We start from the raw sequence: 18,849 nt of genomic DNA, 5'->3' as shown, positions 1-18,849 counted from the left end.
GCTGCGTCTTTAGTTTAGAAGAATTTTTGACGACTTATTGCTGGAAACGTGATCAATCTAACACCTTGCTGATTGACCGTAAAGGAGGTAAAGCGACACACTTATTCTAGCGCTTCTATAAATGATTTACCCGCAGTGTGAACTGCCACCAACTTCCCCTCACGCCCCTTTGATTCCGTTGTCCTTTCTCCGCCTGTGGCTTCTTGCACTGACAGTTTTGATCCTCAGTGGTAGGATGGACGGCGAATTATAAAAACGGTAACCAGCATGTTAGACAAAATTATTCGAATTGCCACCCGTCAGAGCCCACTTGCCCTATGGCAAGCACACTATGTTCAGCAGCGTCTGATGGCTAGCCACCCTGGTCTGCAGGTTGAACTGGTGCCTATGGTCACGCGCGGCGACATCATTCTGGATACGCCGCTGGCCAAGGTTGGCGGTAAGGGCCTGTTCGTCAAAGAACTTGAGCTGGCTCTGCTGGAAGGCCGGGCAGACATTGCCGTGCACTCGATGAAAGACGTCCCCGTCGACTTCCCCGCTGGCTTGGGGCTGGTCACCATCTGTGAACGTGACGACCCGCGTGACGCTTTCGTCTCCAATAACTTCGCCTCACTCGATCAACTGCCGCTAGGCAGCGTGGTCGGTACCTCCAGCCTGCGCCGTCAATGCCAGCTGCGTCGCCGTCGCCCGGACCTGATCGTGCGCGATCTGCGTGGCAACGTCGGCACAAGGTTGGGTAAGCTGGATAATGGCGATTACGACGCCATTATTCTGGCCGTGGCCGGGTTAAAACGTCTGGGCCTGGAACAGCGTATCCGTTGCCCGCTGAGCGCGGAAGAATCCTTGCCCGCTGTCGGCCAGGGCGCAGTCGGTATCGAATGCCGCCTTGACGATGACGTCACCCGCGCCTTGCTGGCTCCTCTCAACCATCGCGAAACCGAAATCCGTGTCCGCGCCGAACGGGCGATGAACACCCGGCTGGAAGGGGGCTGCCAGGTTCCCATCGGCAGCTATGCCGAACTGGTAGGTGATGAGCTGTGGTTACGTGCGCTGGTCGGCGCCCCCGACGGCAGCCAGATGGTCTGCGGTGAACGCCGTGGCCCGTCGGCACAGGCTGAGCAAATGGGCGTAGAACTGGCAGAAGAACTGTTGGCTGCCGGGGCCCGTGAGATCCTGCATGACGTCTATCAGGGAAATCCTCCTGCATGACTATTCTGGTAACCCGCCCTTCTCCCGCCGGGGAACAACTGGTGAGCCGCCTGCGCGCACTTGGCCGGGTTGCCTTTCACGCGCCGCTGATCGACTTCGCCCCCGGTAACGATCTTGTCCGCTTACCTCAGGGGCTGGCAGAGTTGCAGGCGGGCGACCTGGTGTTTGCCCTGTCGCAGCACGCCGTCAGCTATGCCAGCTCGGTCATCAATCGTGCCGGGCTTCAATGGCCTGGCCAGTTGTCCTATTATGCTATTGGCCGCACCACCGCACTGGCAATGCATCGCATCAGCAGCCTGCCGGTAGACTATCCGCGTGAACGTGAAATCAGCGAAATGCTTTTACTGCTGCCCGCGTTGCAACAGCTCACCGGTAAACGGGCGTTGATCATGCGGGGCAACGGCGGCCGCGAGCTGCTAGGCGAGACGCTGGCTGAGCGGGGTGCAGTGGTAAGCTATTATGAATGTTATCAACGCAGCCCGGTGCACTATGATGGCAGTGAGCAAAGCGCCCACTGGCAACGCGCCGGTATCAATACGCTGGTAGTGACCAGCGGCGAAATGTTACAACAGCTCTATACTTTAGTTCCTGATTACTATCGCTCTTCGTGGCTGTTACGTTGCCGCCTGATAGTCGTCAGTGAACGTCTTGCTACCCTTGCCCAGGAGCTGGGTTGGAGCACGATTCGGGTAGCTGAAAACGCAGATAATGACGCGCTGATCCGCGCGCTACAATAACCTGACTATGGGATGTGCCACTATGACGGAACAAAACACTCCATCCGCCGCGGTTGAAGAATCAAACCCAGCGGTTGAGAGCCCCCAGCAGCCAGCCGCTGACCACCGGAAAGGTAAGAACACCGGCCCGGTATTGGGTGCGATTGCCATCGTGCTGGTCATCGCTCTGGGTGCTGGCGGCTATTATCACACGCACCAGCAGGCTCAGACATTGATCGCCGCCAACCAGGCCTTACAGCAACAGTTGGCCGAGCTTAAACAAAGCCAGCAGCAGGAAAAGAGCGCGCTGGAAGGCTTGCTGCAACAGCAGGGTAAAACGCTGGAGGCCACCGATCGCGAGCAAACCTCGCTGGTGCGTCAGCTCAATGAACTGCAAGATAAGGTTGCCACCATTTCCGGCAGCGATGCCAAAACCTGGCTGCTGGCACAGGCGGACTTCCTGGTGAAAATGGCAGGCCGCAAACTGTGGAGCGATCAGGATGTCACCACCGCGGCTGCGCTGCTGAAAAGCGCCGACGCTAGCCTGGCAGAGATGAACGATCCGAGCCTGATCGAAATCCGCCGCGCTATCACCGAAGATGTCAGCACCCTTTCCGCCGTGGCGCAGATAGATTTTGACGGCATCATCCTGAAGGTCAACCAGCTGTCCAATCAGGTCGACGACCTGCGTCTGGCGGATAACAACCGTGACGAACGGCCAATGGATGAAGACGACGGTGAGCTGTCCAGTTCGTTGAGCGAATGGCGTCAAAACCTGACCAAGAGCTGGCACAACTTTATGGCGGACTTTATTACCGTCCGCCGTCGCGATAGCAGTGCCGAACCGCTGCTGGCGCCGAATCAGGATGTTTACCTGCGTGAGAATATCCGTTCTCGCCTGCTGGTTGCCGCACAGGCTATCCCTCGTCATCAGAACGAAGTGTATAAACAGTCGCTGGAAACGGTATCAACCTGGGTACGCGCCTACTTCGATACCACCGATCCGGCTACCAAGGCGTTCCTGGAAGAGTTGGACAGCCTGAGCCAGCAATCGATCTCCATGGACGTACCGGGCCAGCTGAAAAGCCAGCCGATGCTGGAAAAACTGATGCAGACCCGGGTGCGTAATCTGTTGGCCCAGGCCCCTGCCACTCACCAGGAGGGATAAGCCATGTTACGCGTGTTATTCCTGTTTCTGGTGCTGATTGCCAGCCTGGTGCTGGGGCCGATGCTGGCCGGGCACCAAGGCTATGTGCTGATCCAGACCGACAATTACAACGTCGAAACCAGCGTCACCGGTCTGGTGATTATGGCGGTACTGCTGTTCCTGGCGCTGTTTGTCATCGAATGGATCCTGCGCCGCGTCTTCCGCACTGGCGCGCGCACCCGTGGCTGGTTCCTTGGCCGCAAACGCAGCCGCGCCCGTAAGCAAACCAAAGCGGCGCTGATCAAACTGGCGGAAGGGGATTACAAGCAGGTAGAGAAACTGCTGACCCGCAATGCCGATCACGCCGAGCAACCGGTGGTGAACTACCTGCTGGCGGCGGAAGCTGCACAGCAACGTGGTGATGGCTTCCGCACCAATCAGTATCTGGAGCGTGCCGCAGAGGCTGCCGATACCGATCAGTTGCCGGTAGACATTACCCGTGTGCGTATTCAGCTGGCTCAGGGTGAAGCCCATGCGGCACGGCACGGCGTCGATAGCTTGCTGAACCAGGCACCGCGTCACCCGGAAGTGCTGCGGCTGGCGGAGCAGGCCTATCTGCGCACCGGCGCTTATGCCTCACTGCTGGAAATTCTGCCTTCGATGAGCAAAATCAACCTGCACAGCGAAGAAGAGCTACAGGCTTTACAGCAGCAGGCCTATATCGGCCTGATGAATCAGGCCATGGCAGATGAAGGCAGTGAAGGGTTGAAGCGCTGGTGGAAAGATCAGAGCCGTAAAATCCGCCATGAAATCCCGCTACAGGTAGCGATGGTGGAACATCTTATTGAGTGTGATGACCATGAACTGGCACAAAACATTGTGCTGGACGGTCTGAAACGCCAATACGACGAGCGGTTGGTGTTGTTGATCCCACGCATCAAGTCTGGCAATCCGGAGCAGTTGGAGAAAGCGTTACGCCAACAGATCAAGCAGCATGGTGCGACGCCGTTGCTTAACAGCACGCTGGGTCAGTTACTGATGAAGCACGGTGAATGGCAGCAAGCCAGTGATGCGTTCCATGCAGCACTGCAACAGCGGCCAGATGCCTATGACTACGCCTGGCTGGCAGATGCGTTGGATAAGCTGCACCGCAGCGATGAAGCCACACAGATGCGCCGTGAAGGGCTGATGTTAACGCTCAAGCAAAACGGCGAGTAACCTCCCCGGTTGGCTTATCAGGGCTCAGCATGCCGTGCTGGGCCCTTTTTTTTGCCTGAAACTTTCCTTGGGGCAAAAAAAAACACTTGCCGCGAGACAAGTGTATAAAAGAAGCAATCAGGTCTAGGACAACTGGGGTGGTGCCTCACTCAACGTTTTGCCCGGAGTGTGATGAAGCCGTTGCAAGCAACCCTTTCATCGTTCAGGTGGGCAATAGGCACCCTAAAATCGGCTCTGCATCATTCCTGGGTTTATGAGGCCTAAGGCGAACATAAGAAGTGGAATGAGCATCTACGATAGAGATATTGCACTTGGCGTGCCAACTTTTGACTACTGAGTACCAACAGGCAAAAAATTAACTCATCATTATGAATTTAAACGGTTTTAAATTACCTCCATTAACCCCTCTGATTTTTCCCTCCCGTTCGCTGCGATTTGCCCCTCTACGGATCCTGTCGCCTTAAAACGACGGGTTAATGAGAAGTCTTTTTTATTGATTAAAATCATCATGTTAAATGTCTCAAACTGACGACAGCAACCATGCCCATAAAGGACAAAAGGAGACAGGTTGAAATTTCGCAGAGTTTGCCAAGATAAAGCCGCCCGACAAAACGACCTGCATTAAAATAAAACGCCGGTTTAATATTTTTGTGATACACATCACAAAATACTTGATCGATTTGGCGGGCAGGTGTAGCCTATTTGTGTGACGTGAATCACACTATCAATGACTCTCTGGGGACTGCCACTATGAAACTGATTAACAAAATCATCACCGCTTTCAACAACGTAGACTTCTCATTCGGCACCATCAATCTCTGATTGCCGACGTAACGCCTGCCTGAACTAAACGACTATAATCTGGGGCAAAGACGGCATGATGCCGATATGCTCCAGAAGTCGTTGCATTGTTTATCCTCCATTTCGCACCCTGCCGTTTTTCCAGCGCTTATCTCTGCTTCCTTTTGCTCATTCCCTGGTAAAGCCAGCTCTACAGTTGTCTGCTTCCCCTCACCCCAACCCTCTCCCACAGGGAGAGGGAGCTGCCCTGAGCCCTTGATTAGCCCGTACCGCTTCGGAGAGTGATGAGTTAGAAGAAAGGCAGGGTTATACGCAGAGAAATCAACGAACTCGATCGGTCACCAAAAGAAAGGAAGTTTTCCGGATCGCCCGATTAGCACGTACCACTTCGGAGAGTAATGAGTAAGAAGAAAGGCCGGGCATTACTCAGAGAAATCAACGAACTCGATCGGTCCCCTCTCCCTGTGGGAGAGGGTTAGGGTGAGGGGTCAGCAAGATATCTCAGGTATCGTACGCCCACAATTTCATCCAGCATAAAAAGCAAAAAACCCGCTCATTGCTGAGCAGGTTACACAAATTCCAGACGTAAAAAAGCCCGCTTAAAAAGCGGGCTTTCTTGAATGTGGTCGGCGAGAGAGGATTCGAACCTCCGACCCACTGGTCCCAAACCAGTTGCGCTACCAAGCTGCGCTACTCGCCGATTTCTTGTTGCTGATACTACCGAACTTTCCAGCCTATGTCTATGTAAATATTAAATTTATCAGACATTTTGTGTGTGGTGCGAAGAGAGGGACTTGAACCCTCACGTCCGTAAGAACACTAACACCTGAAGCTAGCGCGTCTACCAATTCCGCCACCTTCGCACTGTCACAAAACAGCTTTCAATTCTTTTACTTTACCCTAGGTAAAGTGGGGTGGCTAATGGGGCTCGAACCCACGACAACTGGAATCACAATCCAGGGCTCTACCAACTGAGCTATAGCCACCATAACTACTTTATCTACTACTTACTTCACGCGGTAATCATACCACCGCAGCTCCTGCGCACAAAATTAATGGCGCGCCCGACAGGATTCGAACCTGAGACCTCTGCCTCCGGAGGGCAGCGCTCTATCCAGCTGAGCTACGGGCGCGTAGCGCCGTTGCGGGTGGGGATACTACGGTTTTATGCCCATCCTGTCTAGTGCTTTTTCTAAGAAATGTTGAGTTCGCTGCCCCTTTGCTCACTCTTGCAGCAGAAAGGGCCCGACAAGGCCCTTTTCTTAAGGTTAACGCTGACTTTCTGTCCGCTTTTCAGGCTCATGATGAACTTTGTGCATACCGAAGACAAAGTAGCACAGGCTCACCGCAGCCAGGAAAATCATCCCCACCAGCAACGAAATACGCGTATCCGGGTTGATCCCCATGCCAACCAGCACACAAATCAGGAAAGCGATGGTCAGGTAGTTCACGTAAGGGAACATAAATGACTTGAAGCTGTGGGTCTTCATCGCTTCTTTATGGGCACGGCGGAAGTAGATCTGGCTAATCAGCACCACGAACCACGGCATCATGCCCGGCAGCACGCTGGCGCTGTAGACATAGACGAACACCTGCTGAGGATTGGGGATCACGTAGTTCAGCGCAGACCCCACCAACAGGCAGATGATAGTAATGGCAATACAGTTGACCGGCACGCCGCTGGCAGAAAGCCTGGTCAATGCCGCAGGCAGTTGGCGGTTCTTGGCCAGGGCATATAGCATGCGGCCTCCGCTATACATGCCGCTGTTGCAGCCGGAGAGCGCGGCGGTCAGCACCACAAAGTTGATGATACCCGCGGCGGCGACGATACCAATCTTGGCAAAGGTCAGTACAAACGGGCTGCCAGCGGTGCCGATACCATTCCACGGGAATATGGTGACAATCACGAAGATGGCACCGACATAGAAAATCAGGATGCGCCACAGGATATTGTTGATCGCACGTTTGAGCGTCACCTGCGGATTCTTTGCTTCCCCGGCAGTAATGCCGACCAGCTCAACTCCCTGGTAAGAAGCCACCACGATACACAGCGCAAACAGGAAGCCTTTCCAGCCACCGGCAAAGAAGCCGCCGTGAGCCGTCAGGTTGGCAAACCCGGTCGGCTGCCCACCGTTACCGAAGCCGAAGAAGATCACCCCCAGCCCTACCAGGATCATCACGATAATGGTGGTAACCTTAATCATGGCAAACCAGAACTCCAGCTCACCGTACAGGCGCACCGCCGCCAGGTTGGCTAACGCGACCATGGCGACCGCAATTAATGCAGGCAGCCACTGCGGTATCTCTGGGAACCAGAACTGCACATAGACGCCGATAGCCGTGATTTCCGATATCCCCACGGCGAGCCACATAAACCAGTAGCCCCAGGCGGTGAGATAGCCGAAAAAGGGGTTCATGTATTTGTGTGCATAGACGGCGAAAGAGCCCGCCACCGGCTCCAGGAACAGCATCTCGCCCATCGAACGCATGATGAAGAATACAAACAGGCCAGCGATGATATAGGCCAGTAGCACCGAAGGTCCTGCCCATTTCAGCGTACTGGCCGATCCCATAAACAGACCCACACCGATCGTCCCGCCCAGAGCGATCAGCTCTATATGTCGCGCTTCCAACCCGCGATGTAAACCTTGTGGTTTTTCTTTGCTTGCCATACATCCTCAGTCATATTTTTTATGATGTTGTTTGCCTGCCGATCGGTGCCGGTCATTATTGTTTTAGACAAGTTGAGTGTAATTCATCCCCCTCCAGACAAAACGCAACTTAACGAGCAATCTGCACAATTTAATCGCGGAGAAGTGCCGCTGCGGCCTGGGAAAATTTTCGGGCGTTATGGTTTCGCATTTTGCCGCTATAAGCAAACCGCGAATTAAAACCATATGGAATAAGTGAAGGGGGAATGATTGATCGAGGTTATAGCTTTGACCACGTTTTGGCCGATAGGGAGATTATTTGGGCAAAACAGACGCTGGAGCAACGCAGGGGCTGCTCCAGCCGGTGGATCACATCTTGCCGGTGTAGTAATAGCCGACAAACTTGAGTAGCCGAAGTTGGCGGCGTATACGGCTCGGCTGGCTGAGCAGGCGGTAAAGCCACTCCAGGCCCAGATTTTGCCACACCTTGGGCGCACGCTTTACATGGCCGGTAAACACGTCATAGGTACCGCCAACCCCCATATACAGCGCCTGCGGATGCACCTTGCGGCAATCCCGCATCAGGATTTCCTGCTTTGGCGAGCCCATGGCTACGGTAACGATAGCCGCGCCGCTGGCATGAATGCGTTCAAACAGGGCATCCCGCTGTTCCGGCTTGAAGTAACCGTCCTGACTGCCCACCAGATTCACATTCCACTGGCTACGCAGCTTCTGCTCGGTCTCTGCCAGCACCGAAGGCTTACCGCCAACCAGAAACACCGGCGTGCCTTCCTGACCCGCGCGTTGCATCATGGCTTCCCACAGGTCGGCCCCAGCCACGCGAGACACCTCCGCGCCAGGATACTTGCGGCGGATGGAGCGCACCATGCTGATGCCGTCGGCATATTTGTACTCAGCCTCATCCAGCAGGGCATGCAGCGCCGGATCGGTTTCCGCATTGAGGATTTTCTCGGCGTTCATCGCCACCAGGGTGCCTTGCTTGACCCTGCCACCGTCGAACAGAAAATCCATACACTGCGCCATGTTGCGAAAGCCCCACAGGCTGAAACCGCGCAGCTCATACTTGGGAACCGAAATGTTTGCTTCCATTGTCACTGTTACCTTGGCACAAGGGAGTTGGCAACGGGAGCCAACGCGCGCTTGCGCATAATTCGAGTCTTGATAAGCCCGGCAGCATCAAACAGCCAGTACAGTAATTTTGCCAATATCAGGCAGGCACCAAAAATGATGCAGAAGAACACCACGCGTGAGACAAAGGAATCAACCCCCTCACGCGCCAGCACGATGATATTAAACACCGCACCAAAGCAGAACCCTTGCAAAATCGCCGCCTTAAAGCGGTTCTGTTCACTTTTGCCCAGTTCATACAGCCAGTCGAACCACTTGATGATCAGGCCCACCACAATGGCGCCCAGCGGGATAAACAGCACCCCGCCCATCACCACCAGCGAACCAATCAGCGTCGGGGAAATCGCCAGCCCGGAGTGGTTGTCCAGCACTTCCCAGGTAAAGTAGTTGGCGGTATTCAGCACCAGATCCGGCCGCCCCGGCCACAGCCAGGCAGGGATAAAGACATAGAAATCACGCACGATCGGGGCCAGCCCCTGGAAATCGATCTTGTCGTAATTTTGCAGCAGTAGCCCCAGGTTCTCCCACGGCGAGAAGGTATCACGGGTCAGATACAGGAAAGTGTAGAACGCTTCCGGGCCGCTGACATCCAGGCTATAGCGTTTCAACGCCAGCCAGAACATGCCGACGATGCCGAACACCCCGGCGGCCACCAGCATCCACAGCGAGATCCAGCCGCGCACAATGCCGATAAACAGGAATAGAGCGAACGCGATGATGATGTTGGCACGGGTACCGCCAACGATAACGTAGGTCAGAATGCCAAACGCCACCGTGGCCGCCAGGAAGAAGAACCAGGCGCGCACATCCTGCTTAAGGAAATAGACCACCAGCATCGCCGGGATAAAGAAGTAGAAGAAGCGCTTAAGCGCTACCCCCGATACATCGCTGGAGAAGATTTGGCTGTAGGAGTTGAGCTTGAACAGCAGGAAACCGTTCTGCATAAAGAAGATGCCCACGGTACCGATCGCCACCAGCGCCAGCAATATCCAGGTGATATGCGTCTCAACCCGGTTCATGGTGAACACCGGCTTATGCGGCTGGCCAGTGCGTTTACGCAACCTCGTCTTGTAGCTGACGTAGTAAATCGCGTAGAAGGCGGTGGCTGAGAGAATGGTGTACAGCAGGAATTCTACTGGCACCACGGCCACGTCAAACTGGAACACCAGCAGGCAGGTCAGCGGGAAGCCAAAGTAAAACGTCAGCAGATAGAGTAAAGAAAAGAAGACGTTAAAGTTGAAGCGGACGCGCCGAAACTCCTGATAGGTCAGGGTCAGCACAAACAGCGCCCCGATCAGATAGACGACAAACAGCCCGCCAAACTGTGCCAGCGTCATGGGTTTTCCCCCGCTGCCAGCGCCAATGCCTGCTGCCAGCCATCAACATAGTTCGGATTGAAAAAGGCGATAGACTGCTTATCCAGCGTTGCCAGTTGGCGCTGTGATTCGCGCACCACGGCTTCATCCAGCGAATCGCCATAGAACAGCACCGGCAGATGCTGCTCGGCCAGGTCCTGCCAGAACGGGTTCTTACGGCTGAGTACAAAAGGCACGCCAAACTGGATCAACAGGCACAGCGTACCAATCCCCTGCTGGCGGTCGAAAATGAAGTAGCCGAGATCGCACTCACGCAGGATATTGAGATAATCGTCAAACGCCACCTGCTGGGTCAGCAGTTGCAGATTCTGTTCAGAGAACAGCTTCAGGCCAGCCGCGCGCACCTGGGCAATATAGACGTCGTTATTAGCCGGATAGCCCATCGGCAAAATCACCCGCACCTTGTCACCAAATTGCTGATGGATCGCCTGCAACGCCTCAATATGGCGGTTGGTGGTATCGCCAGAGTTGCCCACCAGGATGGTCATCGGCCCAGCCAGGTTCTTTTCGACTTCGATACCCGTCAGGGCAGGATCCATCCGCGTTGGGAAATACAGCAGCGAGGCCGGAACGCGCGCGTGCCGCTGCTGGTAGTGGATCAGGTCGCCTCGGGTAGCAAACACGTGGCCAACCCGCCCTTGGGCAATGCGGCGCAGCACGTAGAACAGGCGGTATTTCCAACTGGTGGCGTTTTCATACAGATCGGCCCCCCAGATATGCCAACTCACCTGGCGCGGCTTGATCTTGCCGCTCAGCAAGGCCAGCCACAGCGCCGCGTTAAACTGGCCATGCAGGAACAGGCGGGTGTCACGGTTGGCCTTGGCACGGGCAATCACTGCCTCTGCCAGGCTCTTTTTGCCTGGGAAAGCCTCGATGGTCAGTTTGGGAAAGTGGCCCAACGCGGCCACATCTTTGGCTGCCACCATGAAGTGACACACTTGTTCTGCGGGCAGGCGTTCAGCCAGCACGTCATTAAAGAAGCGCAGCACCGTCTGATTATGATGCGGGATATCAGATCCCAGTACGTGGATTAGTATGGTCATACTCGTCTACGATAAAGAATAAATACGCAGCTACAGAGCGCAAAATACACGATGTAGGTTGCCATATAGGCCTGTGCCGCCCCTAATGCGCCGTGCAGCGGGATCAGCCAGTGCGAGAACAGCGTCAGCAAGGCAAACTGGCTGACCTCTGTCAGAATATAAAAACGGAGCGACGCCTTGGCGATCACCAGGTAACCGAAGACGTAGGCCCCGACTTTCAGCACGTCCCCCACCAGTTGCCAGGCAAACAGATCGCGCATGGCAACGAATTTCTCAGAGAACAGCAGCCAGATGGCGAAGTCACGCAGCAGCCAGACGGTAAAGCTGGCAGCGGCGACCGCAGGCAGCACAAACTTCAGCGAGCGCACGATCTCCCGCGAAATGGCGCTTTTCTCTTGCAGGCGTGACAGCGTTGGCAGCAGATAAACGGTGAAAGAAGCGGTAATAAACTGCAGGTAGGCATCGGAGATACTGCTCACCCCTTGCCAGATCCCCACTTCGTCCCAGCCGTAATGCTCCGCCAACAGGTTACGCATCATTACATAGGCGACCGGCAAGGTCACGGAGGTGATCAGCGCCATCAGGGTAAACTTACCGAGATGGCTGGCCAGCGCCTTATCCCAGGCCAGCGCCAGATAGCGCAGCGGCAACGCCTTGCGCCGCCACAGCATGAAACCGGCAGGCAACACCACCAGGGCAGGAACCAGAGCCAGCCCGGCCAACGCGCCTTCATAGCCGCCCAGCTTAAAGCATAGCGTAAAGGCCGCCACGCCGATCAGGCTACCGGCGATCACCGCCAGTGCGTTACCCATCGCATCGCGATAACCTTTGAGGATCGCCAGGAACAGGTTGGCGTAGGCAATCCCCATCTGGATAAACGCCACCGCCCGCACCACGTTCACATAGTCGCCATGGCCAAACAGCCCACGGCTGATCGGCTCGGCAGCAAACAGGAACACCAGCGCCAGCAGGGTTGAGAAACCCAGCACGATGCTGGACGCGGTGCCCACCGCCATCCGCAACCGCTGCGGATCCTGATGATATTCCGCCACATACTTGGTGATACCGTTAAAAATACCGGCACCCGACAGCACGCCCAGCACGGTGATCAACTGGCGGAAGTTACCCGCCTGCCCAACCCCGCTGGGGCCGAAGGCCACCGCCAGCATTTTTACCACCAGCAACCCCACGCCGATTTTGATCAGCGTGGAGCCAGCGGTCCAAATCGAAGCTTTTGCCAGTGACATATCAGGCGAGGAAGCTCAGGATGGTATTGATCACCGTACGTTGATTGACGTCTGACATGTTAAAGAACAGCGGCAGACGCACCAGGCGCTCGCTCTCTTTGGTGGTGAAGCGGTCTTCGCCGGAGAAACGGCCAAACTTCTCACCCGCCGGGCAGGCGTGCAGTGGGATGTAGTGGAACACCGACATGATTTCGGCTTCTTTCAGGTAGTCGATAAACGCGGTGCGATCCTGCACGTCTTTCAGCTTGATGTAGAACATATGGGCGTTGTGCACGCAGTTGGCCGGAATGACCGGCAAGGCGATACGCCCTGAGTCCGCCAACGGTTTCAATGCATCATAATAGTTCTGCCACAGCTTCAGACGGCGCTGGTTGATCGTCTCGGCGGCTTCCAGCTGTGCCCATAGATAAGCGGCTTGCAGATCTGACATCAGATAGCTGGAACCAATATCGCGCCAGGTATATTTGTCCACCTGACCACGGAAGAACTGGCTGCGGTTGGTGCCTTTTTCACGGATCACTTCGGCACGATCGATCAGGGCCGGGTCGTTAATCAGCGTCGCGCCACCTTCACCGCCAGCGGTGTAGTTTTTGGTCTCATGGAAGCTGAAGCAGCCGATATGGCCGATAGTCCCCAAGGCTTTGCCTTTATAGGTCGACATCACGCCCTGCGCAGCATCCTCAACCACCATCAGGTTGTACTTCTTCGCCAGCGCCATGATGGTGTCCATTTCGCAGGCCACGCCAGCGTAATGCACCGGTACGATGGCACGGGTTTTATCGGTGATCGCCGCTTCAATCTTGGTTTCATCGATGTTCATGGTGTCTGGACGCAGATCGACAAACACCATCACCGCCCCGCGCAGCACAAAGGCGTTAGCGGTGGATACGAAGGTGTAGCTCGGCATGATCACTTCATCACCCGGCTGGATATCCAGCAGGATGGCGGCCATTTCCAGTGACGCGGTGCAAGACGGCGTCAGCAGCACTTTCGGGCAGCCGAAATGCTGTTCCATCCACTGCTGGCAGCGACGGGTAAAACCACCGTCACCACAGAGTTTGCCGCTGCTCATCGCGGCCTGCATATAATCGAGTTCCGTGCCAACAACCGGTGGAGCGTTAAATGGGATCATGTAAACCTCTATAGAACCAATACGCGGTGCTTTCTAGGGTGGCACCGTGCCGTTGATAGAGCCGTAACGCGGCAATATTACTTATCTGAGTCGCGATCCGCAGGCGCTGCAGCCGTTGCTGCTGGCACCAGGCGATCGCGGCAATCATCAGCCGAGAACCGGTCCCTTTACCTTGTACACCTGGGAATGCCGCCAGCAGGCCGATACGCGCCTCTTGCTGGCCGATATCACGCAGGCTGACAAACCCTTCTGGCTCCCCATCGCTGCCCAGCACTAGCAGGCACTGATGGTCAAACGTCCCCAGCACCGCTTTTTCAATCCAGGTGGCGTAAAAACGCCCGCTGTCCTGCGGCTGATACCAAGGCGCGCGAAAACGGCTGGCGGCAAAAACCTTGGCCGCCACCGAACGCAACAGTGGAATATCTTCGGGCTGGGCGATGCGGATGGCCGGTAAATTCAATGCACAATCTGTGCCAATTGCCAGGGCAAAGTCCACTTCGCCCTCTACCAGCCGAAATCCCGCGCCAGCCAAACCATCGGCCAAGTCCAGGCGCTGAGCCGGGATCTTGGCCTGAACCAGCGCAAACGCATCCAGTTCATCTACCGTAAGCGCAGGAGCCGCATCGTCAAAATGCAGTTTGGCGCTAGTGAGTTGGAAATACTCGCTTTCCCAGCCCAAAGGCTCAATATTGGCGTGGACGGACATGCAGTAAATCCAGTAAGTATTTGCCATAGCCGGTTTTGGCTAACGCCTGCGCCGAGCGTCTTACGCCATCATCATCCAGCCAGCCGTTACGCCAGGCAATCTCTTCCAGACAGGCCACCTTGAACCCCTGGCGCTTTTCTACCGTCTGCACAAAGGTACTGGCTTCGATCAGGCTGTCGTGAGTGCCGGTATCGAGCCAGGCAAAACCACGCCCCAGCAGCTCGACGCTCAGTTCGCCACGCTCCAGATACATCTGGTTGATGCTGGTAATTTCCAGCTCGCCGCGTTCGGAAGGCTTCACCTGCTTGGCGAAATCCACCACCTGGTTGTCATAGAAATAGAGACCGGTGACCGCCCAGTTGGACTTCGGCTTCAGCGGCTTTTCTTCAATCGATAGCGCGCGGAAGTTGTCGTCGAACTCCACTACGCCAAAGCGCTCTGGGTCCATGACCTGGTAACCGAATACCGTGGCACCTTTCAAACCCTGGACCACGCTTTTCAGTTTCGGGCTGAAGCCCTGGCCGAAGTAAATATTGTCGCCCAGCACCAGGCAGCACGGCTCGCCGCCGATAAACTCTTCGCCAATCAGGAAGGCCTGCGCCAACCCGTCCGGGCTCGGTTGTTCGGCGTAGCTCAGGTTGATGCCAAACTCTTCACCGCTGCCCAGCAAACGGCGAAACGAGGGTAGATCTTCAGGCGTAGAGATAATCAGAATATCGCGGATCCCGGCCAGCATCAGCACCGAGAGCGGATAGTAAATCATCGGTTTATCGTAAATGGGCAGCAACTGCTTGGAGACGCCGCGGGTGATCGGGTGTAAACGCGTCCCCGAACCGCCGGCTAGAATAATACCTTTCATCATGACTCCTGAACTTCCGCTAGCCGCACGGCGCTTATAGCCTTCCGTGCGTTTACCTAGATAGGATTATTGGTTTAGCCCTAAACGCTCGCCTGCATAGGAACCGTCTTGCACGCGGCGCCACCAGGTTTCATTGTTCAGATACCAGGAAACCGTTTTGCGGATGCCGCTTTCAAAGGTTTCCTGTGGGCGCCAACCCAGTTCACGTTCAATTTTGCCCGCATCGATGGCATAGCGCATATCGTGGCCAGGGCGATCTTTAACGTACGTGATCAGATCGCGATATTTCGCCACGCCCTGCGGTTTGTTCGGTGCCAGCTCTTCCAGCAGATCGCAGATGGTCTGTACCACTTCGATGTTTTTGCGCTCGTTGTGGCCGCCGATGTTATAGGTTTCCCCAATCACACCTTCTGTCACCACCTGATATAACGCCCGCGCATGGTCTTCTACAAACAACCAGTCACGCACCTGCGCACCGTCGCCGTAGACCGGCAGCGGTTTGCCGGAGATGGCATTGAGGATCACCAGCGGCACCAGCTTCTCTGGGAAGTGATAAGGGCCATAGTTGTTGGAGCAGTTGGTCACGACGGTAGGGAAACCGTAGGTACGCAGCCAGGCGCGCACCAGGTGGTCGCTCGAGGCCTTGGAGGCAGAATACGGGCTGCTTGGCGCGTAAGGCGTAGTTTCGGTAAACAGATCGTCGGTGCCGTGCAGGTCGCCGTACACTTCATCGGTAGAGATATGATGGAAACGGAAAGCCTGCTTTTTCTCTGCCGCCAGCTCCTGCCAATAATGGCGGGCAGCTTCCAACATGGTGTAAGTGCCCACGATGTTGGTTTCGATAAAGGCCGCCGGGCCGTCGATCGAGCGGTCAACGTGGCTTTCTGCCGCCAGGTGCATCACGAAATCCGGCTGGTACTGGGCAAAAACGCGGTCCAGTGCGGCACGGTCGCAGATATCTACCTGCTCGAAAGCATAGCGCTCGTTGTCCGCCACACCCGCCAGCGACTCCAGGTTACCGGCATAGGTGAGCTTATCAACCACCACCACGCTATCGCGGGTCCCCTCGATGATATGTCTTACTACTGCAGAGCCGATAAATCCGGCCCCGCCGGTGACCAAAATACGTTTCAACGCCAAACTCCTTTGGTGTCCACGATCCAGGACTGCTTAATCTCTTCCGGCCTGATGGCCTTGAATTCTTTATGATCGACCAGCATGACGATCACATCCGCCTGCTGTAAGGCCTCAGGTAGTTTTTTCAGCGTAACGTGGCCCGCCAGTGACTTCGGCAATTGCTCAACGTTAGGCTCGACCGCCAGGGTTTCACCCACGTGCCAATCGGCAATCAGGTGGGCTACTTCAACCGCCGGGCTTTCACGCAGGTCGTCGATATTGGGTTTGAACGCCAAACCGAAGCAGGCAATTTTCACTTCAGAAGCGCGCTTGTTGGTAGCCGCCAGGCAATCTGCCACGGCTGCCTTGACTTGATCGACCACCCAGAGCGGTTTGCCGTCGTTAACCAGGCGCGCAGTATGGATCAGACGAGCCTGTTGCGGGTTCTGCGCCACGATGAACCAAGGGTCAACGGCGATACAGTGCCCGCCCACGCCTGGGCCAGGTTGCAGAATGTTGACGCGCGGGTGGCGGTTGGCCAGGCGGATCAGTTCCCACACGTTAATGCCCTGCTCGGCACAGATCAGCGAAAGCTCGTTGGCAAACGCGATGTTAACGTCGCGGAAGCTGTTTTCCGTCAGTTTGCACATCTCGGCGGTGCGCGAGTTGGTGATCACACACTCGCCTTCGAGGAAAATCTTGTACAGCGCGCTGGCGCGCTCAGAGCATTTTGGCGTCATCCCGCCAATCACGCGGTCATTCTGGATCAGCTCAACCATCACCTGCCCAGGCAGTACGCGCTCAGGACAGTAGGCAATGTTCACGTCAGCCTGCTCACCGGCATCCTGCGGGAAGCTCAGATCGCTACGCGCCTCTGCCAGCCACAGGGCCATCTGTTCGGTAGCGCCCACCGGTGAAGTGGATTCCAGGATCACCAGGTCGCCTTTTTTCAGTACCGGTGCCAATGACTTGGCGGCGGCTTCAACATAGGCCAGATCGGGTTCGTGATCCCCTTTGAACGGCGTTGGTACGGCGATCAGGAACGCATCTGCCGCCAGCGGTTTAGTCACCGCCTGCAGATAACCGCCTTCTACCGCTTCTTTTACCACGCGATCCAAATCAGGTTCGACGATGTGGATGGCACCGCGGTTAATGGTATCTACCGCGTGCTGGTTAACATCTACGCCCACCACTTTTTTCTTGCGGGAAGCAAACGCCGCCGCCGTTGGCAAACCGATATAGCCCAGGCCAATAACTGAAATAGTGTTAAAACTCATAGTGTCACCTGATGATTCTTTAAAGCTTCGAGGATACGTTGGCAGGCATGCCCGTCACCGTATGGGTTATGCGCCCGGCTCATGGCGTGGTATTCGCCTTCGTCTGTCAATAACCGGGTTACCGCATCAACAATTTTAGCTACGTCCGTTCCCACCAGCTGTACCGTACCGGCATCTACCGCTTCTGGCCGCTCGGTGGTATCACGCATCACCAACACCGGTTTACCCAGCGATGGCGCCTCTTCCTGAATGCCGCCCGAGTCGGTCAGGATCAGATAAGATCGCGTCATCAGATAGACAAACGGCAGGTAATCCTGCGGATCGATCAGAATGATGTTATCGATCCCCTTCAAAATACGGTTGACCGGCTCGCTGACGTTCGGGTTGAGGTGCACCGGATACACCACCTGCACATCAGGATGCTGAAGAGCAATCTCGGCCAAGGCGCTACAGATGCGCTCGAAACCGCCACCGAAGCTTTCGCGGCGGTGCCCGGTCACCAGGATCAGCTTTTTGTTGGCATCCAGGAAAGGATAACGCTGGTCAAGGCTGCTGCGCAGCTCTGGGTTGTGCATGATGCGATCGCGCACCCACAGCAACGCATCGATCACGGTGTTACCCGTGACGAAAATATGGTCGTCCCGCAGCGATTCACGTAACAGGTTCTGCCGTGAATTTTCGGTTGGCGAGAAATGATACATCGCCAAATGCCCCGTCAACTTGCGGTTGGCCTCTTCAGGCCAAGGAGAATAGAGATTACCGGTACGCAGACCCGCTTCCACATGCCCCACCGGGATACGCTGATAAAACGCCGCCAGGCTGGTCGCCATGGTGGTCGTCGTGTCACCGTGAACCAACACCACGTCCGGCTTGAAGTCCTCCAGTACGCCTTTGATCCCTTCCAGAATGCGGCAGGTGATTTCACTCAGCCCCTGGCCCGGTTTCATAATATTCAGGTCGTAGTCCGGTACGATTTCAAACAAACGCAGTACCTGATCCAGCATCTCACGATGCTGTGCCGTTACGCAGACTCTTGACTCAAAGGCATCATCCTGAGCCAGAGCATGTACCAGAGGTGCCATTTTGATGGCTTCCGGTCTGGTGCCAAAAACAGTCAACACTTTCACAGCGAATCTCTTTTGGTCGGTGAAGCGCAGGCGAACCTGCAAAGTTGGGCACTCGGTGCCCAACAGCGAAATTGT

The 18,849-nt window shown here is 55.7% G+C and carries 15 protein-coding genes and 4 tRNA genes; 4 read left to right on the top strand and 15 right to left on the bottom strand.

Translation table 11 applies throughout. The features are described from left to right. Positions 1–267: 267 nt before the first annotated feature. The 4 genes from hemC to hemY are packed head-to-tail and all read left to right on the top strand — an operon-like array spanning position 268 to position 4,290. A complete protein-coding gene (hemC, locus tag ACX9GU_RS01640) occupies positions 268–1,209 on the top strand; it encodes a hydroxymethylbilane synthase (RefSeq protein WP_473193667.1) in 942 nt (313 codons plus the stop codon). Further along, complete coding sequence (gene hemD / locus ACX9GU_RS01635) at positions 1,206–1,946, top strand: uroporphyrinogen-III synthase (protein WP_024529531.1); 741 nt, start codon at positions 1,206–1,208, stop codon at positions 1,944–1,946. Before hemC ends, hemD begins: the two co-directional genes overlap by 4 nt. 22 nt (positions 1,947–1,968) lie before the next feature. Then, positions 1,969–3,093: a uroporphyrinogen-III C-methyltransferase gene (hemX, locus tag ACX9GU_RS01630; RefSeq protein ID WP_473193666.1), complete on the top strand. Its 1,125-nt coding sequence runs from the start codon at positions 1,969–1,971 to the stop codon at positions 3,091–3,093. Between the two features lie 3 nt (positions 3,094–3,096). Further along, entirely contained in the window at positions 3,097–4,290 is a 1,194-nt protein-coding gene (hemY, locus tag ACX9GU_RS01625; RefSeq protein WP_473193665.1) for a protoheme IX biogenesis protein HemY, read from the top strand. 1,424 nt (positions 4,291–5,714) lie between these two features. Here the strand turns inward: hemY and ACX9GU_RS01620 are convergent. From ACX9GU_RS01620 to wecB, 15 genes are all read right to left on the bottom strand, one after another. After that, positions 5,715–5,791: transfer RNA gene (locus ACX9GU_RS01620), tRNA-Pro, on the bottom strand. Between the two features lie 76 nt (positions 5,792–5,867). Then, positions 5,868–5,954 (bottom strand) — tRNA-Leu (locus tag ACX9GU_RS01615). Between the two features lie 47 nt (positions 5,955–6,001). Continuing rightward, positions 6,002–6,077, bottom strand: a tRNA-His gene (locus ACX9GU_RS01610). Between the two features lie 70 nt (positions 6,078–6,147). Next, positions 6,148–6,224: transfer RNA gene (locus ACX9GU_RS01605), tRNA-Arg, on the bottom strand. A gap of 135 nt (positions 6,225–6,359) precedes the next feature. Beyond that, positions 6,360–7,763 (bottom strand): bifunctional threonine/serine APC transporter ThrP, encoded by a 1,404-nt coding sequence (thrP, locus tag ACX9GU_RS01600; RefSeq protein ID WP_473193664.1) that lies wholly within the window; start codon positions 7,761–7,763, stop codon positions 6,360–6,362. 348 nt (positions 7,764–8,111) lie between these two features. Beyond that, a complete protein-coding gene (gene wecG / locus ACX9GU_RS01595; protein WP_021181548.1) occupies positions 8,112–8,852 on the bottom strand; it encodes a lipopolysaccharide N-acetylmannosaminouronosyltransferase in 741 nt (246 codons plus the stop codon). Between the two features lie 8 nt (positions 8,853–8,860). Next, entirely contained in the window at positions 8,861–10,228 is a 1,368-nt protein-coding gene (gene wzyE / locus ACX9GU_RS01590) for an ECA oligosaccharide polymerase (protein ID WP_473193663.1), read from the bottom strand. Next, positions 10,225–11,310, bottom strand: coding sequence for a TDP-N-acetylfucosamine:lipid II N-acetylfucosaminyltransferase (locus ACX9GU_RS01585; protein ID WP_473193662.1), 1,086 nt, complete (start codon positions 11,308–11,310; stop codon positions 10,225–10,227). Before ACX9GU_RS01585 ends, wzyE begins: the two co-directional genes overlap by 4 nt. Beyond that, positions 11,307–12,557 (bottom strand): lipid III flippase WzxE, encoded by a 1,251-nt coding sequence (gene wzxE / locus ACX9GU_RS01580; protein ID WP_473193661.1) that lies wholly within the window; start codon positions 12,555–12,557, stop codon positions 11,307–11,309. The genes ACX9GU_RS01585 and wzxE overlap by 4 nt, the downstream gene beginning before the upstream one ends. A 1-nt stretch (position 12,558) precedes the next feature. Continuing rightward, a complete protein-coding gene (gene rffA / locus ACX9GU_RS01575; RefSeq protein WP_037376578.1) occupies positions 12,559–13,689 on the bottom strand; it encodes a dTDP-4-amino-4,6-dideoxygalactose transaminase in 1,131 nt (376 codons plus the stop codon). Beyond that, positions 13,676–14,395, bottom strand: coding sequence for a dTDP-4-amino-4,6-dideoxy-D-galactose acyltransferase (gene rffC / locus ACX9GU_RS01570; RefSeq protein ID WP_473193660.1), 720 nt, complete (start codon positions 14,393–14,395; stop codon positions 13,676–13,678). The genes rffA and rffC overlap by 14 nt, the downstream gene beginning before the upstream one ends. Continuing rightward, positions 14,373–15,254, bottom strand: coding sequence for a glucose-1-phosphate thymidylyltransferase RfbA (gene rfbA / locus ACX9GU_RS01565; protein ID WP_021181552.1), 882 nt, complete (start codon positions 15,252–15,254; stop codon positions 14,373–14,375). Before rfbA ends, rffC begins: the two co-directional genes overlap by 23 nt. A 66-nt stretch (positions 15,255–15,320) precedes the next feature. Then, positions 15,321–16,388, bottom strand: a complete 1,068-nt coding sequence (gene rffG / locus ACX9GU_RS01560) for a dTDP-glucose 4,6-dehydratase (protein WP_473193659.1) — start codon at positions 16,386–16,388, stop codon at positions 15,321–15,323. Continuing rightward, positions 16,385–17,647, bottom strand: coding sequence for a UDP-N-acetyl-D-mannosamine dehydrogenase (gene wecC, locus ACX9GU_RS01555; protein WP_024484184.1), 1,263 nt, complete (start codon positions 17,645–17,647; stop codon positions 16,385–16,387). Before wecC ends, rffG begins: the two co-directional genes overlap by 4 nt. Further along, positions 17,644–18,774, bottom strand: a complete 1,131-nt coding sequence (gene wecB, locus ACX9GU_RS01550) for a non-hydrolyzing UDP-N-acetylglucosamine 2-epimerase (protein ID WP_021181555.1) — start codon at positions 18,772–18,774, stop codon at positions 17,644–17,646. The genes wecC and wecB overlap by 4 nt, the downstream gene beginning before the upstream one ends. Positions 18,775–18,849: the final 75 nt, after the last annotated feature.

The sequence above is a fragment of the Serratia sp. K1WW1 genome (genome assembly GCF_055790865.1).
This window is presented reverse-complemented; position numbering and strand designations above follow the sequence as displayed.

Bases quoted from the DNA above. Each gene is read 5' to 3' on its own strand.
- hemC (WP_473193667.1), top strand. From the start codon at position 268: ATGTTAGACAAAATTATTCGAATTGCCACCCGTCAGAGCCCACTTGCC.
- hemD (WP_024529531.1), top strand. From the start codon at position 1,206: ATGACTATTCTGGTAACCCGCCCTTCTCCCGCCGGGGAACAACTGGTG.
- hemX (WP_473193666.1), top strand. From the start codon at position 1,969: ATGACGGAACAAAACACTCCATCCGCCGCGGTTGAAGAATCAAACCCA.
- hemY (WP_473193665.1), top strand. From the start codon at position 3,097: ATGTTACGCGTGTTATTCCTGTTTCTGGTGCTGATTGCCAGCCTGGTG.
- thrP (WP_473193664.1), bottom strand. From the start codon at position 7,763: ATGGCAAGCAAAGAAAAACCACAAGGTTTACATCGCGGGTTGGAAGCG.
- wecG (WP_021181548.1), bottom strand. From the start codon at position 8,852: ATGGAAGCAAACATTTCGGTTCCCAAGTATGAGCTGCGCGGTTTCAGC.
- wzyE (WP_473193663.1), bottom strand. From the start codon at position 10,228: ATGACGCTGGCACAGTTTGGCGGGCTGTTTGTCGTCTATCTGATCGGG.
- ACX9GU_RS01585 (WP_473193662.1), bottom strand. From the start codon at position 11,310: ATGACCATACTAATCCACGTACTGGGATCTGATATCCCGCATCATAAT.
- wzxE (WP_473193661.1), bottom strand. From the start codon at position 12,557: ATGTCACTGGCAAAAGCTTCGATTTGGACCGCTGGCTCCACGCTGATC.
- rffA (WP_037376578.1), bottom strand. From the start codon at position 13,689: ATGATCCCATTTAACGCTCCACCGGTTGTTGGCACGGAACTCGATTAT.
- rffC (WP_473193660.1), bottom strand. From the start codon at position 14,395: ATGTCCGTCCACGCCAATATTGAGCCTTTGGGCTGGGAAAGCGAGTAT.
- rfbA (WP_021181552.1), bottom strand. From the start codon at position 15,254: ATGAAAGGTATTATTCTAGCCGGCGGTTCGGGGACGCGTTTACACCCG.
- wecC (WP_024484184.1), bottom strand. From the start codon at position 17,647: ATGAGTTTTAACACTATTTCAGTTATTGGCCTGGGCTATATCGGTTTG.